Raw genomic sequence first — 23,836 nt, forward strand, 5'->3', positions numbered from 1 at the left:
TCCCTGCATGATGGGTTCCATCATCCGTCAAGCCCGAGATTCTTCAGGCCCTCATTGAGCTGGCGCAAGCGTTCGGCATCGTTGGCAACCGCCTGGCGTGCATCGCCCAGCGCGCTCACCGCCTTGTCGCGCTCGCCCATCACCATATAGGCCCGCACCAGCCGCAACCATCCCTCAACATCGTCGCCGTTCTCTTTCAGCCGTGTGGCAAGGCGGTCGACCATGCCGCGGATCATCGCGCCGCGGTCGGCCTCGTTCATGTCCTTGGCCGCAGCCATCGCATCATTCGACAGCGCGGGTGCCGCCGGACCGCCGACCCGCACCAATGCGGCCTGAACCAGCGGCCGCCACGGCGCATCGGCCGGCGCCTTGGCCAGCATCGCGCGCCAGATCGCGGCGGCGTCGGTGCGACGGCCGTCCTGCTCGGCGGCAAGCCCGAGGAAATAGCCGGCCTTGGGCTCGTCGGCGTTCAGCGCCGCCGCGCGTTCGAATTCGGCTTTGGCCTGCGAGGTCACGACGCCGCCCGCCGAACCGGTCAGGGCTTCGCCGAGATCGGACCGGCGCTCGGCGCTGTCGCCATTGTAAGTGATCGAATTGCGCAGCGCGCGGATCGCGTCGTCGTAGCGGCCGAGCCGCGCCAATGCCGGGGCCAGCACGCTCCAGCCGCGGCCGTCGGTCGGATTCTTTTCCAGATGCGCCTCGACCTGCGCGATCAGATTGTCGATCGGCTGGTTGACGTCGGGGGCGCGGCTGCGGCTGGCGAGCGGGAAATCACCGAGCTGCGGCGATCCCAACGAAAGGTAGAAAGCAACCGCCGCAACCGGCAGCCCAACCAGCGCCAGGACGGTCGAGGCCCGGCGTAGCCCGAGGTTCGCCTGTGCCGGCAGGTCATCCCTGCCATCCGCGGCCGCCAGCAAGCGACGGCTGATCTCGACGCGCGCGGCTTCCGCTTCCGAGGGCCCAATGAGGCCGGCGGCGACATCGCGATCGATCTCGGTGAGCTGGTCCCTGTAAACGGCAGCCTCGCTGCCACCGGCTTGCACCGCCGAACCGCGACTCAACGGCCAGAGCACGGCAAAGATCGCCGCGACCGTCATCAGCGCGAACACAAACCACAGCGTCATCAAGCGGTTCCCGGGCGGAACGGCGCCTACGAAGCAGGCACCGATAGCGCCGCTTTACACCACCGGCGGCAAGCCCGGCAATTGACAATTGCGGCAGAAAAACCGGGGAAACCGGAGTGGTCGCAGACTCACCCGTGTGGGCGCCGCAGAGTCAGCCGGCGCGACGCGCGAACCCACGAGAAACTTCGCGCAGATCCTGCAATCCCCGGAGAGTGACGCGTGAGTCACGCCACCCAGCCCGAGCGCCGCACTTACTCAATCTTAAATTGATTATAAATATTTATACATCCGAAGACATGCAGGTGCCTACCTTTTGGTCTTAGCGACGGAAATCTGGCGTGTGCGATCAAACATTCCCGACGCGGCCGCTGGAGGATGCAGCACCAGCTATAGCATTTGCACCAAGACGTAGGCGATGCTACACAATGGGGTGAATACGTTAATTCCCAGCCCCTTAGAGGCAAAACCGATGCGATCCTGGAAAGCTCTTCGACGCGACGCCCTTCCCTTTGGCCTTGTTGGAATTTTGGATGGCCCGAAGGTTCGCCGCGGCGCCGCGTTACTTGCACTCCCGTTCTTGTTCCCATCGCTTGCGGCGTCGGCACAGGATGGAGTGGACAAAACCGCGATCGCGGCCGCGCTGCTGCCCCGCGATCTCAGCCCCTGGGGCATGTTCATGCAGGCCGACATCGTCGTCAAAGCCGTGATGATCGGCCTGGTTTTTGCGACCGTGGTGACCTGGACGGTATGGCTGTCAAAGACGATCGAACTGATCAAGGCGCGCCGCAATGCGAAGAACGCTTTGCGCGAACTTGCCAACGCAAGAAACGTGGAAGACGCCGTGCGGCAGGTGCCCGAGGGGGCGGTTGCCCAATTGCTCGAAGGCGCGATGGCGGAACTGAAATTAAGCACCGACCGAATGGACAAGGAAGGGATCAAGAACAGGGTTGCGTCCCGGCTTCAGCAGATCGAGGCGGCGGCAAGCAGGCGCATCGGGTTCGGCACCGGCGTGCTGGCAACCATCGGATCGACCGGCCCCTTTGTCGGACTGTTCGGAACGGTGTGGGGAATCATGAACAGCTTTATCGGGATCTCGAAGTCGCAAACCACCAATCTCGCGGTGGTCGCGCCCGGGATCGCCGAAGCGCTGCTGGCGACAGCGCTCGGGCTGGTCGCGGCTATACCCGCCGTCATGATCTACAATCTGTTCGCGCGCCAGATCAGCTCCTATCGCGCGCTGCTCGGCGACGGATCATCGGAGATCACCCGGCTGGTCGGTCGTGACCTCGACGGCGGCGCCATACTCGTCCGGCGGCATCTCGCAGCGGCGGAGTAGCGGCGATGGCTGTCAGCGTGAACCAGAGCAATGGCGATCTTGCAGAAGTCCATGAGATCAATGTGACACCGTTCATCGATGTCATTCTTGTCCTGCTCATCATCTTTATGGTCGCCGCACCGCTCGCAACCGTCGATATCGCGGTCGATCTTCCGGCGTCGAATGCGGAGCCGCAGCCGCGGCCCGACAAGCCGGTCTATCTGACGGTCAAGCCGGACCTTTCGCTGTCGGTCGGAAACGAGACCGTCGGCCGCGCCGCGCTGCCCGGCGTGCTCGATGCGAGCACCAACGGCCACAAGGACAGCCGAATTTTCCTGCGCGCCGACAAGCTCGTCCCGTATGGCGAGGTGATGCAGGTAATGAACATGCTGCGCGCCGCCGGCTATCTGAAAGTCGCCCTGGTCGGCCTGGAGCAAGCCTCGTCACCATGATGCAGCTTGCGGCCGAAGATCGTTCCGACCTGCAGCGCTGGATGTTGAGCGGCCTTGCGGTGCTGTGCGTCTATGCCGGCGTGACGGCCACGCTCGCGACCTGGCGCTATCCGGACGACACCGCGGCTAGCGAACCATCAGGCGCGATCGTGGTCGACCTCGCACCGCTGCCGGCAGCGCCTACGACGACCCCATCCGACGTCGCGCCCGGCCCGGAACAGGTGATGTCGGAAGCGCAGCCCGTGGCGAAGCCCGAGGTGACGCCGCCAGATGAAACGCCTGAGCTGCCCCCCGCGCCCAATCCGGACGCGGCCGTGGCGCTGCAGAGCAAACTACAGCCTGACGTGACGCCGCAGCAGCAGGCGGCGGCCGCCACCACGTCGGCACCCGCGGCGGTCCCGGAGCGCATCGCGCCGGTGGCCGTGGCGCCGACCCAGGGCGTTCCGAATCCGATGGACTCGGAAGCCGCGGTGACGTGGCGAACCAAAGTCCTCGCCTTGATCGAAAAGAACAAGCGCTATCCGGAAGCCACACGGGCGCGGCGCGAGCAAGGGACTGCACTGGTGTCGTTTGCGCTAGATCGCAAGGGACTGGTGACCAACGCGCGCGTCATTCAAAGCTCTGGCTCAAGCGCCCTCGACCACGAAGCTGTCGCGCTGCTCAAGCGCGCGGAGCCATTTCCCGCGCCGCCCGCAAATTTTCCGAGCGATTCCGTTGTCGTGAGGCAGTCGATCCGCTTCAACATAAAATAGCGCGGTCGGCGGACGGCGCGAAACCAAGCGGCCTCGTCTCGCGTCCGGCTTTCATGCGCGCATCATTTTCTGGCGACTAAACAGCGGCGTCAGGAACCAGGCCGCGGTGAAGCTGAGTGGGCCGCCTGCCTTGCTCTAAAATTCAGGCGGCCCCGCCGACCATATCAATTGTCCTGCCCCTCGGCAGAGGCCATAGCCAGCTGAACAGAGTATGAGCAGACGTATTTGAAAGTCTTGTGACAGAGGCCGCCAACCATGCTGCCTCTTTCAATCGCCATTTCCCGCGCCGCTTTGCGCTACAACACCGGATCAATCCGCAATGATCGCCCCGCCGGCGCCGAACTTGTAGTTCACGCCGACCCTGACGCCGTCGCTGGTCACCCTGGTGTTGGAGTCGAACGCGACCGCTGTGTTGGCGGCGGTGGCCGGCGTGGAACGCACCGAACCGAAATCCATGTGAAGGTATTCGAGCCTGCCGGTCCAGTTGCCCGTCAGGCGGGTCTCCAGACCGCCGCCGACGGCCCAGCCAAACCGGTAGGTGTCGGTATCCAAAGCTGCCGTCGTCGCGGCACCCGCATTGTCGAAACCTGTGACAGACGTCGACGTCGTTATCTTGCCGAACGGAACGCCTGCCGTGACATAGGCAAGCAGGCCGGGTGAAACGAGCGCTCCGACGCGCCCGCGAACGGAGGCAACCCATCCCAGATGGTAATCCAGGCTTGCCGTCACGGGCGCGTCGAGCGGAGCCAGCGCCGCGTTGCAGACATTGCCGGCACATGTGGTGGTGCTGCGTCCGCGCTGATTGCGGTATTCGAAATCGCCTTCAATGCCGGCTACCAATCGGCCGGAGATCCAGTTGTAACCGGCCTGCCCGCCAAAACTGGCGGTGCCGCGCGTGGAGAACAGGCGGCCGCCGTCAAGCGGCAACCCGGTTGCATCCTCGTTGAACACCGCGCTGGTAACGGCCCTGCCGCCGACATACCCGACATTGCCGCCGGCATAGATGCCCGCCCAGTTCCAGGCCGCTTCGAGCATTGGCGCTGACTTGTAATACATGTTGCCGCCCGGCCCCCGCGCCATCGCGAAGGATGAACCCGGCGTCCCGCTCGGCCGGTCGACGCCGTATTTGACGTTGAGGAAGAGTTTGACGCCACGCCCGGGCTGCAGGATCTCGTCCTTGTGGAATTGAACGGCATTGCGGATGTTGGCGTTGAGCAGATTGTCGCCGACCAGTCCGGTCACAACCTCGACCGCGCCCCACGGCGAATCCTTCCAGAACTGCCGGTTCTCCAGCTGCACCTTGAGCAGATCGTATCCGCCGGTCGTCGTATCGAATTGCGAAACATCGTTCTGCGCGAAGGCGTGCAGCAGGCCGACACGGGCAAACCAGCTGTCGTTCCGCCAATAGGCGCCGCCGCCGAGCCGCATCGGAGGGATGCGCGGCACATTGCTGCCGTCGGTGAACGTCGCGCGTACGACATCGAATTGTCCATCCACACCGAACGTACCGTTGGCGAGCGGTGCGACGTCCCATTGCCAGGCCAGCTCGCCGCCGCGAAACGTCGCGTCGCGCTGATCGTAATTGACCTGGATGTAATCGGTGCCGGCGCCGCATGTTGCAAACGTCTCCTGGCACAGGATGCCGGTGGCGCGCGAGAAGATGAACTTGTCGTACGACGTGTAATAGGCGTTCGCGGCGAACCTGAAATCGCCGGCCGTGCGCTTCAGGCCGATTTCCGCCGTCTGCGCGGTCTCGATTCCCAGGTTCGAATTGCCGATCTTGAAGGTCTTCTCCGAACCATCAGGACCTTGCGCGAACAATTCAAGCGCGCGCGGCGCGCGTTCAATCCGTTGCAGCGTCAGGCTCGCGACCAGGTAGGACGGAAGGTCCTTGATGATTCCGAAACTGACGCTCTTCGGCATGAAGTCGAGCTTGGCAGCGGCCCTGCCGGGTTCATTGGGCGGCGGCAGAAAATTCGACGGGAAGGTGAACGCCGTTCCTGCGATATCGACGCCCTCGATGCGTCCCGCCAATTGCGTACGCAGCGTGTCCGTGTGCCGTACTTCATTGAGGAAATACGCCGCTGCGGTTCTGGTCTGGGCGGGAAGCAGGATGGCCTGGCCTGCCGTATCCAGTTGCTGGTAGGCGCCCTGCGCACCGACAATGCTGGTCAGCGCCCCGATCGGCGTGGCGAACGCCGCCGATTCGAGCTCGATCTTGCCCTCGGTCTGCGTGTTCTTGAAGGTGGCCGTGATCCCCTCGTAACCGGGACCGGCGAGCACCGTCTCGTCATGCCGGTACTCCGAATATCCGGTCCAGTACCTGACGGCGGCAAGCGCGGCCGTATCCGGTCGATACTCGCCCTTGCTGGTAATCTTGGTCTGCTCGAGATCGTTGTGCTGGCGTGCATCCGCGGTCGCGATACCCGGAACAAAATAGTCGCTGGTGAAGCGAGAGACCGCGATGCCGGCATAGCCGCCGTCGAACAGATAAGAGCCGCCGACCGCCGCCCCCGCGCTCTGCGAGGCCGAGTTCGGTTGCCTGCCGTTGCCGGCGGGCGCGGGGTTTGGCGGAACGAGATAGGGATAACTCGGGATGCTGTAATCGCTGGAGGATCGCCCATAGACGTCGGCGTGAACGGCGGCGTTGCGACCGCCGGCATCCAGCAACAGACCGCTTTCCCATCCTTTGTTGACGCTCGTCACACCCGATCTCAGTTCCGCGGCCACCCCACCCACTGGAGCGGCGGTCGGAATCCGGTTGTTGGTGACGTCGACGACGCCGCCGACGGCCTGCGAGCCGAACCGCAGCGCTCCCGGTCCCCGAACGACGTCGACCTTCTGGATCGCAAGAGGATCGATCGGTACCGCGTGGTCCTGCGCGATATCCGACACGTCGACCGCACCGACGCCGTTTTCCTGAATGCGGACCTTGGCATCCGACAAGCCACGCAGAATGGGGCGGGACGACTCCGTGGCCAGCCCCGCGGAAGTCGCGCCGGGCATGGTGGAGAACAGGCTGCCGAACCCGCCATTGCTGCTGCCGGTCTGGATTTGATTGCTGCCGATCGTCGACAATGGCGCAAACGGCGGATTGAAGGGCGAGGCAGGCGCGGCCGCCGGGGCGGGACCAGGCAGCGGCGCAGCGATGGCGCGTGAAGGCCGGCCGGGCTCGGAACGCCCTGCCCGCCGCGCCGGCTTGGGCTGACGACCCTCCACCGTCACTTGCGGCATGTCGATTTCCGCCGGGGCGGGCTTTTCCTGCGGTCCGGCGGCGGTAGCCGGTTGCGGCGGTGCCGTCTGCGATTGAGCGGGAGCCGCCGGGGCTTGTCCCGTTGCCGTTGCTGCCGGCGCGGCAGGCGCCTGAGGCGCGGCCGGAGACGGCGATGGCGCAGGCGTGGCCGTCTGCGAGAGGGCCGCAGCCTGGCTCAAACAGACCATTGCAAATGCAGACGTGCCCAGAAGGGCCATTCGTGTCGCGCGCATCTCGTCCCCAACCTTCATCGCGCTACAGGAACGGGTCCGGATAAGCTGCGACCTTAAAACGTAGGTAAGGCTACATGTTAATGTTGCCCCGTTAACTGTCAAGATGCCGCGGCCGGTCGTCGCAAGCGCGCGCCGGCCTGTTGCGGATTCGCGACACGTCGCCAACTTGCAATGTGGTCGGCAGCACGCCATGGTCTGCCTCCTCTCGATGGATTCGCCTGGAAAGGTGCCGTGTTGCGCAAGCCCTCGACAGACCGGGCCAAATCGATGCAGCCGCTCCCCACGGAGCAAACGCAGGCGCGCCGCTTTGGAAAAGCGCGGTCGGCGCGCTCGACCGCGGTTCTGGAAGATTATGTCGAACTGATCTCCGATCTGTTAGGCACGACCGGCGAGGCGCGCCCGACCGATATCGCGCGCCGGCTCGGCGTGTCGCACCCGACGGCCATTGACACCATCGCGCGGTTGAAGCGGGAAGATCTCGTGACCGCGCGGCCCTATCGCGGGGTGTTCCTGACCGAGAAGGGCGAGACCCTCGCCAAGCGTGTCCGCGCGCGCCACCGGCTTGTGGTGGATGTCCTGCTGGCGCTGGGCGTCCCGCAGGAAGCGGCAGAGGGCGATGCCGAGGGCATCGAACATCACGTGTCGGATGTGACGCTGAAGGCGTTCGCCGAATTCCTGCGCGCCAACAAGGATCGCCGCAAGGTGTGAGGGTGCGACGGCCCTGCCGTCCTATCCGTTGCGGGTGGACTTGCGCTCGGCGGATTTGCGCTCGCCCGTGACGGCGTTTTCGGCCGCCCTGTTCATCAGCGACGCATAATCATGGCCGAACAGGACTTCGCAGAAGCGGATCGCCGCCTTGGCCTGCATTTGCCGGTAGGCGCGCGCCTTGGTGTCGCCGCCGCGCAGCGCCTGCACCAGCGCCTCGGTCGAGTGCTCGACATAATGCTGCAGGTCGGAATAGGTCCGCAACGTGACCTCGTTGATCGCAAGTTCGCTGGCATAGGTGCGGCAAACCGCGACGAAATCGATCAGGGCCGCGGTCTCCTCGACGTCCGTTGCGTCGATTTTGGGAGCCGACGAAATGTCCTTGTCGGCGCGCTGGCGCAGGATGCGCCGGACCCGGCCGGGCACGCTGTCGATTTCCGACTGCAGCGAATTGGAAATGTCGGCGCGGATCGAGGTCAGCTGCTTGCCCCACGTGGAATCGTTGCGCAGGTCGAGTTCGGTGCGCAGGCCGCGCACGCCGTCATGCAGCGTCTTCAGCTGTTCGCTGACATTGTCGAACTGGCCACGCCTGATGTCGGTGCGCAGACAGGCCGCGAGAAAGGACAGATCGTGCAGCGCGAGCGTGACGGCGATGCCGTACGGCGTCGCGGCGACACGAATTTCATCGTCGGAAGCCGCCATCTTGATCGCGAGGCGGATGATCTGCCACGGCGCCGCCAGCCGCTGCATGATCAGCGACAGCGCGAACGGCAGCAGTTGCGGCGTCTGCAGCGAGGGAACATTGAGCGCCGAGGTCACCGACACGATCTGGGATTCCGACAACGCCCGCAACTGGCTGGGAAGCCGGCTGCCCAGCGTGTCCATCGCCTCGCGGGCCCGCAAAACCGACCCGATCGACAGGAAGTCCTCGACGACGTTGGGCGGGCCGATACGGGCGAGCGAACGCTGCCGATCGTCGCCCTGCACCGGCGCCGCGATCTTGGCGATCGCCTCCGCGGCGGCGAGCTGGAATTTGCGCGTCTCCGACTCCAGTCCCGTGGTCGAACCGCTCAGCCTGATCTCGGCCAGCGCGGCTTCGAAGGCCCGCGCCTGCTCCGGCGCGCCATCCCGGGCCAGCCATTGCCAGACCGGCAGCAGCGAGGTGCGGCGGATCTGGCCCTGCCGCATCGGGAAATTGCTTTCGACCAGAAACGGCTCGATGGGGCGAAACAGCAGGCGCGCCGGATCGTCGGTCCGCGGCCGTATTTCTTCGTCTTCCTCGGTTCCGCGCACCACCTTGCGCAATTGCTCGAGCACGAGGGTGGCGACCGCGACTTCCTCGCCGCGCTCGATCGCGCGCTCGAACGAGCGCATCAGCAGCGCCTGCGCCTGAGGCGGGAGCTGGGCGAGATAGTCCCTCAGCCGCTCGGTCGATGTCTGGCTCATGCGCCCGGTGTGGATATGCGTGTGTCGTCCGGACGGCAAAGCGCGTCCAACCGCCATCATAAAAGTGCGCGCGTTAAGAAGTCGTTTAGGAATGATGAAATCAAGGGCGGCATGGCCGGTCCCCCGGACCGGATTCAATCGCTTTTCGCGCTCAAACCCCCGGCAGCACCAGCTCGGCCCGCAACCCGCCGATCGGGGCATCACCGAGCGCAAGGCTGCCGCCATAGAGGGCGGCGAGATCGACCACGATCGAGAGCCCGAGGCCAGAGCCCGGCTTGGATTCGTCCAGCCGCTGTCCGCGCCGCGAGACCTGCGCGCGCTCGTCGGCCGACAGCCCGCGGCCGTCATCATCGACGATGATCCGCAGTCGCGGCCCGGCGCTAGGCTCCGCCGCCGACTCGACCAGCACCTCGATCAGGACCTGCGCGGCGGCCCATTTGCAGGCGTTGTCGACCAGGTTGCCGGCCATCTCCTCGAGGTCCTGGCGTTCGCCGCGAAACTTCGCGTTGGAATCGGCTTTCAGATTGATCGCGATGGCGCGATCCCGGTGGATCTTTTCCATGGTCCGCCGCAACGCCTCGATCGCGGGCGCGACCTCGGTGACGGTGCCGACCACCGTGACGCGCGCGGCGATGCGCGCGCGCTCCAGATGATGCGCCACCTGATCACGCATCACGTCGGCCTGCTCCAGCACCTTGCTGGCAAAGGCATCGACGGGGTGCGCGGCGGCCTCGTTGACGATGACCGATAACGGCGTCTTGATGGCGTGGGCGAGGTTGCCGACATGGGTGCGGGCGCGCTCGACGATTTCCCGGTTGGCGTCGATCAGCGCGTTGGTCTCGCGCGCCAGCGGCGCGATCTCGACGGGAAACTCGCCCTCCAGCCGTTCGGCACGGCCGGAACGGATATCGGCGATCGATTCGGAAATGCGCTTGAGCGGCGCAAGCCCGAAGCGGACCTGGAAGATCGTGGTCAGCAGCAGCACGATGCCGAGCGCCGCGAAGGTGCCGCCGAGGTAATAGTCGAAGCTGCGCGTCTCGTCGAATATCTCGCCGGCATCGCCGGCGACGCCGATCAGGAATTTGCCGTCCGCGCCGAGGTCGACCGGCCGCTCCACCATCCGCAAAGTCTGCCCCTCGGGACCGTCGACATAGCCGAGACGGATGCCGGCCGCGGTCAGTTCGGCGCCGTGCTCCTCGAGTTTCGGCAGCTTCTTGTCCCACAGCGAACGCGACACCCGCGCTTCGGGCTTGTCGCCGTCGGTGCGCACGACCTGCCAGTACCAGCCCGACAGCGGCAGCTCGAACAACGGCTCGCCGAGCGACTGGAACGGGTGGTCGGGCGGCTCGTCCGGGGTTGCGACCTCGGCGATCAGGGTGCGCAGATAGAGATTGAGGCGGCGGTCGAAAGCGCGTTCGGTGGCATCGCGGTAGACCGACGACAGCACGAACCCGGTGATGACGAGGATCACCACCACCCACGCGGTCGCCGACAGGAACAACCGTGTGGCGAGCGAGGAGCCGCGCATCAGGGCACGATCCGGAAAAGTGGCGGCCGGCTTTCAGACAAAAACATGCTCAAACAAAGAAGTAAGCGTGTTGCTTCGTCAACGCCTTTAATCAGAGGCCGGCAGTCACGTGCCCGGGGCCGGCGGCGTCAGGAGATAGCCGAGCCCGCGCACGGTCTGGATGATATCGACATCGAGCTTCTTGCGGATCCGGCCAACGAACACTTCGATGGTGTTGGAATCGCGGTCAAAATCCTGATCGTAGAGATGCTCGACCAGTTCGGTGCGCGACACCACGCGCCCGGTATGATGCATGAGATAGGCGAGCAAACGGTATTCGTGCGACGTCATCTTGATCGGATTGCCCGACACGCTGACCCGGCCGGTGCGGGTGTCCAGCGAAACCGGGCCGCAGATCAGTTCCGACTGGGCGTGACCGGTCGAACGGCGGAGCAGCGCGCGGATCCGCGCCAGGACTTCTTCGAGGTGAAAGGGTTTTGCCACATAGTCGTCGGCGCCGGCGTCGAAGCCCTGCACCTTGTCGCTCCAGCGGTCGCGGGCGGTGAGGATCAACACCGGCATCGCCCGTCCGTTGCGGCGCCACGACTCCAGCACCGAGATGCCGTCCATCTTCGGCAGGCCGATGTCGAGAACGACGGCGTCATAGGGTTCACTGTCACCGAGGTAGTGCCCCTCCTCGCCGTCGAACGCGCGATCGACCACATAACCGGCATCCGTCAGCGCCGTCGTAAGCTGACGGTTGAGATCGGGGTCATCCTCGACGACAAGCAGGCGCACGCTGGCCTCCAATGGTGAACTTCACGAAACCTGCCACAAGATGAGGCTCACCGGCGTGAACGGCCAATGAACGGTTACTCCGCGCCAGGTTACTTTTTCTTCATGCCGGCCCGCAACGGCGCGGCCGTCAGTCGCAGGTAACGCCTGGCATGCCGAATCGGCCGCCCAAAGCGCCCAAAAGCGCGGCTAACGACCGTCTGCCCCACGGACCACGATCAAATCGACAGGACCGCCCGGCCGGCCATCGTCGAACACCCCAACCGTCAGCCGTCCGGTTTTCCAGGCGGCGGTGTCGAGATTGGTGCGGCCTTTGAGCAGGAGCGGCCCTTGGGGATCATTGTCGTGGCCGTGCACGACGTGGAGCTCGCCGAACCCGCTCGAATCGTCCTTCGGGTAGCGTTTCCACAACAGGGTTTTTTCGCCCTGCTTCTCCAGCGGCGTCCCTGTCTCGACACCCGCGTGCACATAGAGTCGGTGCGCATCGACATACAGCAGCCGCAATTGATCGAGCCACGCGATATGGGCGTGCGGCACCGCGGCGGGATCGTCGCCATAGGACGCCAGCGCCTTGTCGCCGCCCCGCTCCAGCCAAAAGGCCCGCTTCGCCGGATCGCGCAGCCCTTCGACCATCATCGCGTCGTGATTGCCCTTCAGCGCAACAAACCGCCAGCCGCCGCCAATGCCTGGCAGCAGCCGCTCGATCACCTGCCTGCTCTGCGGGCCCTTGTTGACGTAGTCGCCGATGGTGACGATGACGCCGATTTTGCCGGACGCATGTGCGTCGATCTCCAGGAGCGCGCGGCTCAGCAGATCATCACGGCCGTGAATATCCGGAATGACGTAGGTGAAGCTCATCCGCGTGCGCATTTCCGGCCAGGGGACACCACGGTGCTATTCCGACCGCACGCCACCGGCAACCGGCGTGCATCGTCCGGCCGGACTGCCGGCGGCCGTCATTTGCACCGTCCCTTACGTCCGGAAGAACACGAACCAGACCACGCCCAGGATCAGGATCGCCAGTCCAGTCGAGACGGTCAGGAGCGCCAGCACCGAGGGACCGGGTTCGGCCTGACGCGCCTCGGTCGGGGTTTCGATAATCTGGTCATGCCGACGCGTTGCCATGGGGGACCTCAATTGCGTAAGTGCCTGTAATGCCAGCTATTGCTTCGACACCACCTGTCAAAAGCAACGCATGATGGCAGATGATGTTCCGGGGGCCTTGCACCCGGCATTTTTGCGGTCAGATCGTCCAAAAGGTCGCAGCCGAACGGCGGAACATGCCGCTCGGTCTCGGTTAACGGCGTTGGCAGATTCCCTTCCCCGCCGTGTTTGAAACCGGGTCTGCCGATGGTATTCTTCACGGTCGTCTGTTGCGTCCTCGGAGTTTTCCCATGGCCCCCCGCGCCAATTGGAAAGGCTTTTTGCGCCTTTCGCTCGTGACCTGCCCGGTCGCCCTGTATCCGGCGACCTCGGATACCGAGAAGGTCTCGTTCAACCAGATCAACCGCAAGACCGGCCATCGCATCAAATATGCCAAGGTCGATGCAGACACCGGCGAGGAAGTCGCCAACGAAGACATCATGAAGGGCTACAAGATCGACACCGACACCTATATCGAGGTGTCGAAGGACGAGCTTGACGATCTTGCGCTCGAATCGACCCGCACCATCGAGATTGATGAGTTCGTACCGAGAGCGGATATCGACAGCCGTTACGTGATCCGTCCCTATTACCTCGTGCCGGACGGCAAGGTCGGCCACGACGCGTTTGCGGTGATCCGCGAAACCATCCGCAGCATGGACAAGGTCGCGATCGGCCGCGTGGTGCTGACCAACCGTGAACACATCATCGCACTGGAGCCGCTCGACAACGGCCTGATGGGGACCCTGCTGCGCTACCCCTATGAGGTCCGCAGCGAGAAGGAATATTTCGACGACATCCAGGACGTGAAGATCACCAAGGATATGCTGGATCTGGCCAAGCATATCGTCGAGCAGAAATCCGGATCGTTTGAACCCGAACAGTTCGAGGATCGCTACGAGCAGGCGCTGATCGACCTGATCAACCAGAAGCGCAACGGCCAGAAGACATCGGCGAAGGCGGCACCGAAGACCGGTGGCAACGTCATCAATCTGATGGACGCGCTGAAACGCAGCCTCGCCAACGAGAAACAGGCCGCCCCCGCCGCGGCCAAGGAAAGCGGCAGGGAAAACGGCAAAGCCAAAGGCAAGAAGCCGCGCAAGGCAGCCGCCGGCCAGCGCGAAATGCTGCTGCCGATCAGCGGCAGCGGCAAGCGCGCCGCCAAGGAAACTGTCAAGGAAGCGCCCAAGAAGGCCGAGAAGCCGGTTCGTACGTCCGCCCGCACCAGGAAGGCCAGTTGATCGCGCAGGCGTTCGGCCGGTAGCGCACGATGCCGTGGTCGACGCCGTTCGATGAGCTGATCGCGCTGCGGGGCGGCCGCACGCTCACGACGCTGCAGCAGGCCGCCGACTACGTCATGAAACTGCCAAAAGCCGACCAGCAGGAAGCGCGCTGGCAAACCGCGGTCGAGCACTTGATCAGGGCTGCGGAGACCGGCGGCGGGTGGCTGGTGTTCGCGCGGATCGCAATGATGCAGGCGCTATATGCGGATGAAAACAACCGGTAACGCGGTCATGTGGCGCTAGTCCCCGCCGCCGCCGTCACCATCTCCTCCGCCAAAATCAAATCCGTCGATGCCGTCGCCGGTTGGTCGATTGCGGAACATCAGATCCGTGAGCAGGGCCACAATCAGTATGGCGGCGAATACGCGCCATGGATGTTGCAGGCTGTAGGCGATGACCTGCCGGCCGAAGCTGGCGATTGGTGGACCCCAGGTCCCGAACAGCAGCTCATGCATGGTGCGCGCTGCCGGTCCGTCCTATTTGAGCGATGTGCTGACAGTCTCGAATTTGGTGCTGAGCGCAGTGCCGACGCCGTTGACGGCACCAACGATCACGATGCCGATGCCCATCGCAATGAGGCAATACTCGATCGCGGTCGCGCCGGACTGATCCTGGAAAAAACTCTTCAACAATCGACGCATGAAAAAAAGCTCCTGTCGACGCCGCCGGAATCTTCCCGCGTCGTGCCCCAAATGGAACCCTAGATTGGAATGATTGACGGCGTTTTGACGAACAGGATGAACGACTGATTAAGCCGAAGCCCCGACTGCACCGGTATTCCTACGGTACCAAAAATTTACTCTGAATTGTCCAACGCCCCGCCATGGTCGGCGGATCGGCGTCTTCCGGAGCGAGCGCACACATGTCCACGCAGAAGCGTGAACCAGGAAAAAACTACATCGGCCTCTTGAACGATGAGTTGGAAGAGCAACGCACCGCCGAGGTGAGATCCGGCAACGATCGCCGTCTGACGGCGTATGTCCTCGGCCTGATGGCGGCGATGTTCAACCATCGCCGCAACGAGGCGAGATAGTTGCCCTCCTCTCGCCCGTAGAGCGCGGCCGGCTTCGAGACCGCCGCGGCGAACACCGCCCGACACGTTCTGATCGAATGGGAACCGCTGGACTTCGGACTCATCGGTTTGACGCCGGTATTGGTCTGCAGCAACCGCTCCGGCGGCAAACGCATATCAGCACTTCCCGGAGCAGGCGCGGCCCGCGCTTTACGGTGAGGAAAATTCCTGTTCCAACTGTGAGAAATCGGCAGAACGAACCGGCCTGCACACAAGGGGGAAACCGTCATGAAGCTCGGCGCCGCGATTGCAGAAATCATGAAGCGCGAGGGGATCGAGATCCTCTGCGGCTATCCCGTCAATCATCTCATCGAGTATGCCGCCAATGCCGATATCCGCCCCGTGATGGTGCGCCAGGAACGCATCGGCGTCCACATGGCGGATGCGATCTCCCGCGTCACCTCGGGCCATTCGATCGGCGCGTTTTGCATGCAGCACGGCCCGGGCGCCGAAAACGCCATGGGCGGCGTGGCGCAGTGCTACGGCGAATCCGTCCCGGTGCTGGTGCTGCCGATGGGTTATGCGCGGCGGCTCGCCAATATCGACCCGAACTTCAACTCCAGCCAGGCGATGCGGGCGTTTTCGAAATCCTCCGAGCCGATCATTCTTGCGGCCGAAGTCTGCAATATTTTCCGGCGGGCGTTTACAAAACTGAAGAACGGCCGCGGCGGGCCGGTGATCGTCGAAATCCCGGCCGATATGTGGAACGAGGAAGTGCCGGAGCCGCTGAACTACACGCCGGTGCTGCGCACCCGCTACGGCGCCGATCCCGTCCACATCAAGGAAGCGGCCGCGCTATTGGTCGGCGCCAAGCGGCCGGTGATCTACGCCGGCCAGGGCGTGCACTACGCCAGGGCCTGGCCGCAACTGAAGCGGCTGGCCGAGCGTCTCGCCGTCCCCGTCACCACGAGCCTTGGCGGAAAATCGTCGTTTCCGGAGACGCATCCGTTGTCGCTGGGTTCGGGCGGCCTTGCCGTGCCCCGCGCGGTGCCAAAATTCCTCGGCGAGGCCGATGTGATCTTCGGCCTGGGCTGCTCGTTCACCGAGACCTCGTTCGGCATCGCGATGCCGAAGGGCAAGACCATCATTCATTCGACGCTGGACCCCAACCATCTCAACAAGGATGTCGAGGCCAGGATCGGTCTGGTCGGCGATGCCGGCCTGGTGCTCGATGCGTTGCTGGAAGAGATCGGCAAGAGTGTCACCAGCGATCGTGACGCCACTGCCGTCGCCGCCGAGATCGCCGCCTCGCACAAGGAGTGGCTGGCGAAGTGGATGCCGAAACTCACCCACAACGACGCCCCGCTCAATCCCTATCGCGTATTGTGGGACCTGCAGCACACCGTCGACATCAAGAACACCATCATCACCCATGATGCCGGCAGCCCGCGCGACCAGCTCTCGCCGTTCTGGAAATCGGTCGAGCCGTTGTCCTATATCGGCTGGGGCAAGACCACCCAGCTCGGCTACGGGCTTGGGCTCGCCATGGGCGCCAAACTCGCAAAGCCCGACAAGCTCTGCATCAATGTCTGGGGCGATGCCGCGATCGGCTTCACCGGCATGGATTTCGAGACCGCCGTGCGCGAGCGGATTCCGATCATGTCGATCCTGTTGAACAATTTTTCCATGGCGATCGAGCTGAAGGTGATGCCGATCTCGACCGAGAAATACCGCTCGACCGACATTTCCGGCGACTATGCCGCGATGGCGCGCGCCTTCGGCGGCTATGGCGAGCGGGTGACCAAGCCGGAAGACATCATTCCGGCGATCCAGCGCGGCATCGCCAAGACCAAGGAAGGCATTCCGGTGCTGCTGGAGTTCATCACCAGCAAGGAGACCGAGGTCTCCCGGCCCGGAACCTGATGCCGACCCGGCCGATAACCGCTTAGCCTGCTTCACATTTTGACGCTCCGGCCTTAAGAAAAGGCCGGGATGGCGCTGGCCTGGCCGCGCCTGGAATGAAATTATCTGCCACATTGGTGCGAGCGCTGATGGCTTGACGCCGTCGGCCTGCAAGGCTTGCTGTGAAATGGCTTGCCGTGAAATGGATTGAGTGAATGACCGCGCTCCCCCCGGACGCCGTGGCCGATCTTTACAAGCTCGTTGCCGAGCTCGAGCAGAGACTCGAATCAAGCTTCGCCGCCCACGACGCGGCGATCGCCCGTCAGGCGGCGCTGGACGCGGAAAACGGCCGGCTCATTCATGAACTGAGCATCGCCCGCGAGCGCCAGAACGCCAGCGCCGATATCCTGCGAACCATTGCCAGCGTATCCGGCGATGCCGAACGCGCGCTGTACCAGATCGCCGAGACGACCGCGCGACTGTTCGATGCGGCGAGCGTCACGATCCGGATCGCTGACGGCGACAGATGGGGTCTCTCGATCCGTTTCGGCGAGGGCTCCGAGCGTATCGGCAAAGAAGTACCTGCGGCGCAGCTTGAGATCGGCGCCCGCAACCTCCCAAGCGCGGTATTTGCCCTCAACCAGCAGATCCATGTGCCTGATCTGGCCAACCTCGGTCCCGAGATGTCCGAATGGCCTGGTCTCGTGACCTCGCGCGCCGCGGGTCTTCTCACGGTCGCCGGCACACCGTTGCGGCGCGAGGGCAAGCCGATCGGTATTCTCGTCGTCTACCGAGACCGCCTCGCGCCCTTCACCGACGACGAACTCGCGCTGCAGCAGAGCTTTGCGGATCAAGCCGCAATCGCGATCGAGAATTCGCGGCTGTTCAACGAACGGCGCCAACGCACCAACGATCTGAGCGAATCCCTCCGTCAGCAGACCGCGACCGCCGACGTGCTCAGGGTGATCGCGTCCTCGCCGGCCGATGTCGAACCGGCGCTCAAGGCAATTGTCGAAAGCGCCTGCGCACTTTGTAACGCCTATGATGCCAACGTCCTGCTCAGGATTGGCGACCATCTGCATTTCAGCGCCCATCACGGACCGATACCGACAGGTCAACACAGTCGTCCGATCAGCAGGGAGTGGGTCACAGGTCGCTCGGTTGTCGACAAGGTACCTGTGCAGGTGTCTGACTTTTGGGCGCCCGAGGCTGCCGATTTTCCCGAGGGGCAACGGCAATCGCGCGAACAGGGGCACCGGTGCAGCCTCAGCATACCTCTCCTGCGGGAGGGAGAGGCCATTGGTGCGATCGTACTTCGTCGCCTGGAACCGGTGGCCTTCACAGCCAGACAGACAGCCCTGCTGCAGACCTTTGCGGACCAGGCTGTGATCGCCATCGAAAACGTGCGGCTGTTTCGCGAGACAAGGGAAGCGCTGGAACGACAGACAGCCACCGCCGAAATCCTGAAGGTCATTGCCGCCTCTCCCTCCGACGCGCAGCCGGTGTTCGAAGCCATCGCTGCCAGCGCCAAGCGACTGCTCGGCGGGTTCTCCGCCACGGTGCTGCGCTTTCTCGGCGACGAACTGCATCTGGTGGCGTACACGCCGACCAGCCCCGCCGCCGATGAAGGCCTGAAGGCCTCGTTTCCGAGATCGATCTCGGAATTCCCGACATTCGCGCTGGTGCGCAATGGCGAGACCGTTCAGTTTCCCGACAGCGAAGCCGAGCACGTCCCGAAGTTGAACCGGGATCTGGCGCGGCTGCGCGGCTTCCGCAGTGTATTGTTCACGCCGCTGATGAACCAGGGCGTGCCGGTCGGCATGATCAGCGTCACCCGTGCGGAGCCGGGCGCCTTTGCCGCCGACCACGTGCAATTGCTGCAGACATTCGCCGACCAGGCGGTGATCGCGATCGAGAACGCACGCCTGTTCAACGAAACCAGGCAGGCGCTCGAGCGACAGACCGCGACGGCTGATGTCCTCAAGGTGATCGCCGGCTCGCCGTCGGATGTGCAGCCGGTGTTCGAGGCCATCGTGGCCAGCGCGAACCGGCTGATCGGCGGATTTTCCACCGCGATATTTCGCTACGTCGACGACCAGATCCATCTGTCCGCGTTCACTCCGACGGACCCCGCGGGCGATGCGGTGCTGCAATCCTCGTTCCCGATGCCGCTTGGCCGGTTCCCGCCCTACCAGCTGGTCCGCAACGGCGCGCCGGCGGAACTCGTCGATACCGAACTCGAGCCGGCCGCACGCGACATCGCGCGTGCACGGGGATATCGCAGCATGCTGTTTGCGCCGCTCATGAACGAGGGCAAGGCCGTCGGCATCATCACGGTCACGCGCCGGGCACCCGGCTCGTTCGACGAGCCGCACGTCCGGCTGCTGCAAATGTTCGCCGCGCAGTCGGTGATCGCGATGGAAAATGTGCGGCTGTTCAACGAGACGCGGGAGGCGCTGGAACAGCAAAAGGCGTCGGCGGACATCCTCCGGGTCGTCAGCAGCTCTGTCGCCGATGCCCAGCCCGTATTCGATGCGATCTTGCGCAGCATCGAGCATCTATTTGGCGGCGATGACCGGTTCATCTACCTCGCAGGCGATGATGGACTGCTCCATATCGGCGCGGCGCACGGCGCCAACGCCGAGCGCGTGCGCGCGCTGTATCCGGTGCCGCTGGAGGGAACCGCGAGCGAGGTGGCCTTCCGCGAGCGCCGCTTGATCCATTACGCCGACGTATTCAACGATCCGGACGTGCCTTCGCCGCTGCGCGAGATCGCCCGCCGTATCGGCAAAAACTATTCGATGGCACTCGCGCCCATGCTGTGGGAGGACCGTGCCATTGGCTCGATCTTCGTGGGCCGCACTTCGATGAAGCCGTTCAGCGAAAAAGAGTGCAGCCTGCTGCGCAGCTTCGCCGACCAGGCTGTCATCGCGATCCAGAACGCGCGGCTGTTCAACGAGACGCGGGAAGCGCTGGAGCGGCAGACCGCGACGGCCGATATTTTGAAGGTCATCGCCAGTTCGCCTTCGGACGTGCAGCCGGTGTTCGACGCGATCGTAAAGAGCGCTGCGCGGCTTTTCGAGCCATGCTCGGCCACCATCACAACGCTGAAGGATGGCAAATTGCATTGGAACGCAATCGCGGAGATCGCGTCGAGTTTCGATCACGAAGCTGCGAGGGCCAGGTATCCGATCGCATTCGACCCGGATCGCTCACCCTCGGCGCGTGCGATGCTGGAGCGCCGAATCATCGAGATTCCCGATGCCAGCGCGCCGGACACACCAGAGTTCACTCGAAAAATCGCAGCCGCTGGTGGCTTCCGGAACATCATATTCGTGCCGCTGATCCATGAAAACAAGGGCATCGGCACCATCATTCTGACGCACCCGCAGGTCGGGTTCAAGCTTTCGGACAAACAACTCGCGCTTGTCCAGACCTTTGCCGATCAGGCCGTGATCGCGATCCAGAATGCTCGCCTGTTCAGTGAAACCAAGGAAGCGCTGGAGCGGCAGACCGCGACGGCGGATATCCTCAATGTCATTGCCGGTTCCCCGACCGACGTACAGCCGGTGTTCGACGCCATCGCCGAAAGTGCCAAGCGGCTGCTCGACGGCCAGACCGCGCTCGTCACCCGCGTCGCCGGCGACCAGCTTGACCTGGCGGCCCACACCGCCGGAAGCGATGCCGGCGACGAGGCGATCCAGAGTTCGTTCCCGACCCCCCTCTCCTCCTCCGGAATGCACAGCCGGGCGGCGCTGACCGGGACGATCGCGTTCCGGACCGATATCGAAACCGAAACCGACGTCCCCGAAACCGTCAAGGAAACGGCGCGCGCCCGGGGTTACCGGAGCATCATCTCCGTTCCGATGCTGCGCGAAGGCGTTGCGATCGGCACCATTGGCGTTTCGCGTGCTGAGCCGGGACGGTTCGCCGACAACCAGATCGACCTTCTCAAGACGTTTGCCGATCAGGCGGTCATTGCCATCGAGAACGTTCGGCTGTTCAACGAAGTCCAGGAACGCACCGACGACTTGAGCGAGTCCTTGCAGCAGCAGACTGCGGTTGGCGACGTTCTCAAGACCATCAGTCGGTCGACCTTCGACCTGCAACCGGTACTCGACACGCTGGTGAACACCGCTGCCCTGCTCTGCGACGCCGAGATGGCCTTCATCATGCGGCGCGAAGGCGATGAGTATCGGGCCGGCGCCGCCGTCGGCTACAGCCGCGAATACATCGAATTCCTCGAGACCCACCCCCTCAAGGCCGACAGAGGTTCGATCACCGGGCGCGCCGTACTCGAACGGCGCACGGTTCAAATTCTCGATGTCGCCACCGATCCCGAATACACGTTGCGCGAAGCTACCACGATCGGCCGTCAACACACCAGTTTATGCGTGCCGTTGCTGCGCGAGAATGAGCCGATCGGAACCATCGTGCTGGCGCGACAACGGGTGGAAGCGTTCACGCAGAAGCAGATCGACCTCGTTACCACTTTTGCCGACCAGGCTGTGATTGCGATCGAGAATGTCCGCCTGTTCGATGAGGTTCGCCAGCGCACGGAAGATTTGAGCGAATCCCTGCAGCAGCAGACTGCGACCGCCGACGTGCTCAAGGTGATCAGCCGCTCGGCGTTCGATCTGCAGAAGGTCCTCGACACGCTTTCGGAGTCGGCAGCTAGCCTGTGCGAGGCGGATTTTGTCGTCATCCATCGCAGGGTCGGCGAGGGATTTCGAGGCGCGGCGAGTTTTGGCTTGCGCGAAGAGCATCACCGCACGGTCATGGAGATCGACCACAAGCCTGGACGCGGTTCGCTTGGCGCGCGCGTCCTGCTCGAAAATGCACCTGTTCTCATCGAGGACGCAGAAAACGACCCGGAATATGACTTCGCTTTGCAGCAACGGGTCGGCATACGAAGCATGATGGGCGTTCCGTTGCTGCGCGAGGGCGTCGCGATCGGCCTGCTGCTGTTGTTCCGCAAGAAGGTGCATCCTTTCACCGAGCGACATGTCGATCTTGCCATGACCTTCGCCGACCAAGCCGTGATCGCGATCGAGAACGTGCGGCTGTTCGACGAGGTGCAGCAACGCACCCGCGAGCTTTCGGAATCGCTGGAGCAGCAGACCGCGACGTCGGAAGTGCTGAGCGTGATCAGCCGGTCGGCCGGCGATCTGGAACCGGTGTTCCAGAGCATGCTCGAAAACGCCACGCGCATTTGCGGCGCGCAGTTCGGCCTCATGAACCTGTACGACGGCGACAGCTTTCATACCGTCGGCTTTCACAACGTGCCTCCGGCATTCGAGGCCGCCAGGCAACAGAGTTTTCGGGCGCATCCCGACGGCGACCTCGGACAGATGGTCCTGACAAAAAAGGTTGCACACATTCATGACCTCCGCACACGGCCGCTTTATATCCAGGGCGATCCGGCGACCGTACAGCTTGCCGAACTGGCGGGCGCGCGCACGATCCTCATCGTGCCTATGGTCAAGGAGGACGAGTTCGTCGGCACCATTGGAATTTACCGTCTCGAAGTTTCGCCGTTCAACGAAAAGCAGATTGCGCTGTTGAGCAGCTTTGCCAGCCAGGCCGTTATTGCGATCGAGAACACACGACTGCTCAAGGAGCTTCGGGAGCGAACCCACGATCTCACCAAGTCGCTCGACGATCTGCGCACCGCGCAGGACCGGCTGGTGCAGACCGAGAAGCTCGCTTCGCTCGGCCAGCTCACCGCAGGCATCGCGCATGAGATCAAGAACCCGCTCAACTTCGTCAATAATTTCGCCGCCCTTTCGGCGGAACTGACCGACGAACTGAACGACGTGCTCAAGCCTGCCGAGATCAGCGACAAGATCCGCGAAGAGGTCGACGAACTGACCGGCCTGCTCAAGGACAATTTGCAAAGGGTGGTCCAGCACGGCAAGCGCGCCGATTCCATCGTCAAGAACATGCTCTTGCATTCGCGCGAGGGAGGCGGCGATCACCGGCCCGCCGACATCAACGCGCTGATCGACGAGAGCCTCAACCTCGCCTATCACGGCGCCCGCGCCGAACGAGCCGACTTCAACGTCACACTGCAGCGCGACTTCGACGCCAATGCCGGCATGGTCGAGGTGTTTCCGCAGGAAATCACCCGCGTGTTCCTGAACCTGATCTCGAACGGCTTTTATGCCGTGAACCGGCGCAGGATCGAGGCCGGCCAGCCCGGATTCGATCCCGTGCTGATCGCCACCACCCGCAACCTCGGCGACGCCGTCGAAATACGTATCCGCGACAACGGTACGGGCATTCCATCCGAAGTGAAGGACAAGATGTTCAACCCGTTCTTCACCACAAAACCTGCGGGCGAAGGCACCGGCCTCGGCCTGTCGATGAGCCATGACATTATCGTGAAACAACATGGTGGCACGATCGACGTCGATACCGAGCCCGGTCAATTTACCGAGTTTCGCATTGTTCTGCCGAGGACCAGCAGTCCTCTCAACAAGTCTCGGGGTTCGACGTGAGTGTTCTGGTGCTTGTGGTCGATGACGAGCCCGACGTCGAGGCGCTGTTTCGCCAGCAGTTCCGCAAGGATTTGCGCGCGCAGCGCTTTGTGATGGATTTCGCCGGCTCTGCTGCCGATGCGCTCGCCCGCATCGGCTGCACCATCGAGCATTCGCTGATCCTGATCCTGTCTGACATCAACATGCCCGGGATGACCGGGATCGAGATGCTGCCCAGGGTCAAGGAGATCCGGCCAGACGTTCCCGTCATCATGATCACCGCCTATGGCGATGCGGAGACCAGGCGCAAGGCGATCGCCGGCGGCGCGATAGGTCTGTTGACCAAGCCGATCGACTTCGCCCTGCTCCGGGACGAAATCGATACGCGGCTGGCACAGGCGAGCTAAAGCGTTTTCGAGCGAAGTGGGTACCGGT

General features: G+C 63.6%; 19 protein-coding genes. 10 read left to right on the forward strand and 9 right to left on the reverse strand.

The window, feature by feature from the left end; genetic code table 11:
• Window positions 1-20: 20 nt before the first annotated feature.
• A complete protein-coding gene (gene ccmI, locus JQ629_RS10105; protein WP_212412526.1) occupies window positions 21-1,124 on the reverse strand; it encodes a c-type cytochrome biogenesis protein CcmI in 1,104 nt (367 codons plus the stop codon).
• A gap of 613 nt (window positions 1,125-1,737) precedes the next feature.
• Between ccmI and exbB the strand changes: the two genes are divergently transcribed.
• Genes exbB through JQ629_RS10120 form a run of 3 tightly spaced genes read left to right on the forward strand, consistent with a single transcriptional unit; the run spans window position 1,738 to window position 3,643 of the window.
• On the forward strand, window positions 1,738-2,460 hold the full coding sequence (gene exbB, locus JQ629_RS10110) for a tonB-system energizer ExbB (RefSeq protein WP_349631244.1): 723 nt from the start codon (window positions 1,738-1,740) through the stop codon (window positions 2,458-2,460).
• A gap of 5 nt (window positions 2,461-2,465) precedes the next feature.
• On the forward strand, window positions 2,466-2,891 hold the full coding sequence (exbD, locus tag JQ629_RS10115; RefSeq protein ID WP_212265377.1) for a TonB system transport protein ExbD: 426 nt from the start codon (window positions 2,466-2,468) through the stop codon (window positions 2,889-2,891).
• A complete protein-coding gene (locus JQ629_RS10120; RefSeq protein WP_212412528.1) occupies window positions 2,888-3,643 on the forward strand; it encodes an energy transducer TonB in 756 nt (251 codons plus the stop codon). The genes exbD and JQ629_RS10120 overlap by 4 nt, the downstream gene beginning before the upstream one ends.
• 309 nt (window positions 3,644-3,952) lie before the next feature.
• On the opposite strand, the gene JQ629_RS10125 is transcribed toward JQ629_RS10120, so the two are convergent.
• Window positions 3,953-6,877: a TonB-dependent receptor domain-containing protein gene (locus JQ629_RS10125; RefSeq protein ID WP_212412529.1), complete on the reverse strand. Its 2,925-nt coding sequence runs from the start codon at window positions 6,875-6,877 to the stop codon at window positions 3,953-3,955.
• 483 nt (window positions 6,878-7,360) lie between these two features.
• Between JQ629_RS10125 and mntR the strand changes: the two genes are divergently transcribed.
• Entirely contained in the window at window positions 7,361-7,837 is a 477-nt protein-coding gene (mntR, locus tag JQ629_RS10130) for a manganese-binding transcriptional regulator MntR (RefSeq protein WP_312010846.1), read from the forward strand.
• A 21-nt stretch (window positions 7,838-7,858) separates the two neighbouring features.
• Here mntR and JQ629_RS10135 read toward each other — a convergent pair whose 3' ends face one another.
• From JQ629_RS10135 to JQ629_RS10155, 5 genes are all read right to left on the reverse strand, one after another.
• On the reverse strand, window positions 7,859-9,280 hold the full coding sequence (locus JQ629_RS10135) for a hypothetical protein (RefSeq protein WP_212412530.1): 1,422 nt from the start codon (window positions 9,278-9,280) through the stop codon (window positions 7,859-7,861).
• A gap of 151 nt (window positions 9,281-9,431) precedes the next feature.
• Window positions 9,432-10,808: an ATP-binding protein gene (locus JQ629_RS10140; RefSeq protein WP_212412531.1), complete on the reverse strand. Its 1,377-nt coding sequence runs from the start codon at window positions 10,806-10,808 to the stop codon at window positions 9,432-9,434.
• A gap of 105 nt (window positions 10,809-10,913) precedes the next feature.
• On the reverse strand, window positions 10,914-11,585 hold the full coding sequence (locus tag JQ629_RS10145; protein ID WP_212412532.1) for a response regulator transcription factor: 672 nt from the start codon (window positions 11,583-11,585) through the stop codon (window positions 10,914-10,916).
• Between the two features lie 186 nt (window positions 11,586-11,771).
• Window positions 11,772-12,440 (reverse strand): metallophosphoesterase, encoded by a 669-nt coding sequence (locus tag JQ629_RS10150; RefSeq protein ID WP_212412533.1) that lies wholly within the window; start codon window positions 12,438-12,440, stop codon window positions 11,772-11,774.
• 114 nt (window positions 12,441-12,554) lie between these two features.
• Window positions 12,555-12,707, reverse strand: a complete 153-nt coding sequence (locus tag JQ629_RS10155; RefSeq protein ID WP_212412534.1) for a hypothetical protein — start codon at window positions 12,705-12,707, stop codon at window positions 12,555-12,557.
• Between the two features lie 269 nt (window positions 12,708-12,976).
• Here JQ629_RS10155 and ku point away from each other — a divergent pair, with 269 nt between their 5' ends.
• Together ku and JQ629_RS10165 are read left to right on the forward strand one after the other, a co-directional pair.
• Complete coding sequence (ku, locus tag JQ629_RS10160) at window positions 12,977-13,966, forward strand: non-homologous end joining protein Ku (RefSeq protein WP_212412535.1); 990 nt, start codon at window positions 12,977-12,979, stop codon at window positions 13,964-13,966.
• Window positions 13,967-13,995: 29 nt separating this feature from the next.
• Window positions 13,996-14,232, forward strand: coding sequence for a hypothetical protein (locus JQ629_RS10165; RefSeq protein WP_212412536.1), 237 nt, complete (start codon window positions 13,996-13,998; stop codon window positions 14,230-14,232).
• Window positions 14,233-14,247: 15 nt separating this feature from the next.
• On the opposite strand, the gene JQ629_RS10170 is transcribed toward JQ629_RS10165, so the two are convergent.
• Complete coding sequence (locus tag JQ629_RS10170) at window positions 14,248-14,463, reverse strand: hypothetical protein (protein WP_212412537.1); 216 nt, start codon at window positions 14,461-14,463, stop codon at window positions 14,248-14,250.
• Window positions 14,464-14,484: 21 nt separating this feature from the next.
• Window positions 14,485-14,649, reverse strand: a complete 165-nt coding sequence (locus tag JQ629_RS10175; RefSeq protein WP_212412538.1) for a Flp family type IVb pilin — start codon at window positions 14,647-14,649, stop codon at window positions 14,485-14,487.
• A gap of 221 nt (window positions 14,650-14,870) precedes the next feature.
• Here JQ629_RS10175 and JQ629_RS10180 point away from each other — a divergent pair, with 221 nt between their 5' ends.
• From JQ629_RS10180 to JQ629_RS10205, 4 genes are all read left to right on the forward strand, one after another.
• Complete coding sequence (locus JQ629_RS10180; RefSeq protein ID WP_211995622.1) at window positions 14,871-15,041, forward strand: hypothetical protein; 171 nt, start codon at window positions 14,871-14,873, stop codon at window positions 15,039-15,041.
• Between the two features lie 267 nt (window positions 15,042-15,308).
• Window positions 15,309-16,943, forward strand: coding sequence for a thiamine pyrophosphate-requiring protein (locus JQ629_RS10185; RefSeq protein ID WP_212412539.1), 1,635 nt, complete (start codon window positions 15,309-15,311; stop codon window positions 16,941-16,943).
• Between the two features lie 194 nt (window positions 16,944-17,137).
• Window positions 17,138-23,422 (forward strand): GAF domain-containing protein, encoded by a 6,285-nt coding sequence (locus tag JQ629_RS37040; RefSeq protein ID WP_249134945.1) that lies wholly within the window; start codon window positions 17,138-17,140, stop codon window positions 23,420-23,422.
• Complete coding sequence (locus JQ629_RS10205; protein WP_212412540.1) at window positions 23,419-23,808, forward strand: response regulator; 390 nt, start codon at window positions 23,419-23,421, stop codon at window positions 23,806-23,808. Before JQ629_RS37040 ends, JQ629_RS10205 begins: the two co-directional genes overlap by 4 nt.
• Window positions 23,809-23,836 lie beyond the last annotated feature (28 nt).

The sequence above is a fragment of the Bradyrhizobium sp. AUGA SZCCT0222 genome (assembly GCF_018130205.1).
Lineage (GTDB): Bacteria > Pseudomonadota > Alphaproteobacteria > Rhizobiales > Xanthobacteraceae > Bradyrhizobium.

What these genes read in the sequence shown, in the direction of transcription:
- ccmI (WP_212412526.1), bottom strand. Translation starts at nt 1,124, where the DNA reads ATGACGCTGTGGTTTGTGTTCGCGCTGATGACGGTCGCGGCGATCTTT.
- exbD (WP_212265377.1), top strand. Translation starts at nt 2,466, where the DNA reads ATGGCTGTCAGCGTGAACCAGAGCAATGGCGATCTTGCAGAAGTCCAT.
- JQ629_RS10120 (WP_212412528.1), top strand. Translation starts at nt 2,888, where the DNA reads ATGATGCAGCTTGCGGCCGAAGATCGTTCCGACCTGCAGCGCTGGATG.
- JQ629_RS10125 (WP_212412529.1), bottom strand. Translation starts at nt 6,877, where the DNA reads ATGCCGCAAGTGACGGTGGAGGGTCGTCAGCCCAAGCCGGCGCGGCGG.
- JQ629_RS10135 (WP_212412530.1), bottom strand. Translation starts at nt 9,280, where the DNA reads ATGAGCCAGACATCGACCGAGCGGCTGAGGGACTATCTCGCCCAGCTC.
- JQ629_RS10140 (WP_212412531.1), bottom strand. Translation starts at nt 10,808, where the DNA reads ATGCGCGGCTCCTCGCTCGCCACACGGTTGTTCCTGTCGGCGACCGCG.
- JQ629_RS10150 (WP_212412533.1), bottom strand. Translation starts at nt 12,440, where the DNA reads ATGAGCTTCACCTACGTCATTCCGGATATTCACGGCCGTGATGATCTG.
- JQ629_RS10155 (WP_212412534.1), bottom strand. Translation starts at nt 12,707, where the DNA reads ATGGCAACGCGTCGGCATGACCAGATTATCGAAACCCCGACCGAGGCG.
- ku (WP_212412535.1), top strand. Translation starts at nt 12,977, where the DNA reads ATGGCCCCCCGCGCCAATTGGAAAGGCTTTTTGCGCCTTTCGCTCGTG.
- JQ629_RS10165 (WP_212412536.1), top strand. Translation starts at nt 13,996, where the DNA reads ATGCCGTGGTCGACGCCGTTCGATGAGCTGATCGCGCTGCGGGGCGGC.
- JQ629_RS10170 (WP_212412537.1), bottom strand. Translation starts at nt 14,463, where the DNA reads ATGCATGAGCTGCTGTTCGGGACCTGGGGTCCACCAATCGCCAGCTTC.
- JQ629_RS10175 (WP_212412538.1), bottom strand. Translation starts at nt 14,649, where the DNA reads ATGCGTCGATTGTTGAAGAGTTTTTTCCAGGATCAGTCCGGCGCGACC.
- JQ629_RS10180 (WP_211995622.1), top strand. Translation starts at nt 14,871, where the DNA reads ATGTCCACGCAGAAGCGTGAACCAGGAAAAAACTACATCGGCCTCTTG.
- JQ629_RS10185 (WP_212412539.1), top strand. Translation starts at nt 15,309, where the DNA reads ATGAAGCTCGGCGCCGCGATTGCAGAAATCATGAAGCGCGAGGGGATC.
- JQ629_RS37040 (WP_249134945.1), top strand. Translation starts at nt 17,138, where the DNA reads ATGACCGCGCTCCCCCCGGACGCCGTGGCCGATCTTTACAAGCTCGTT.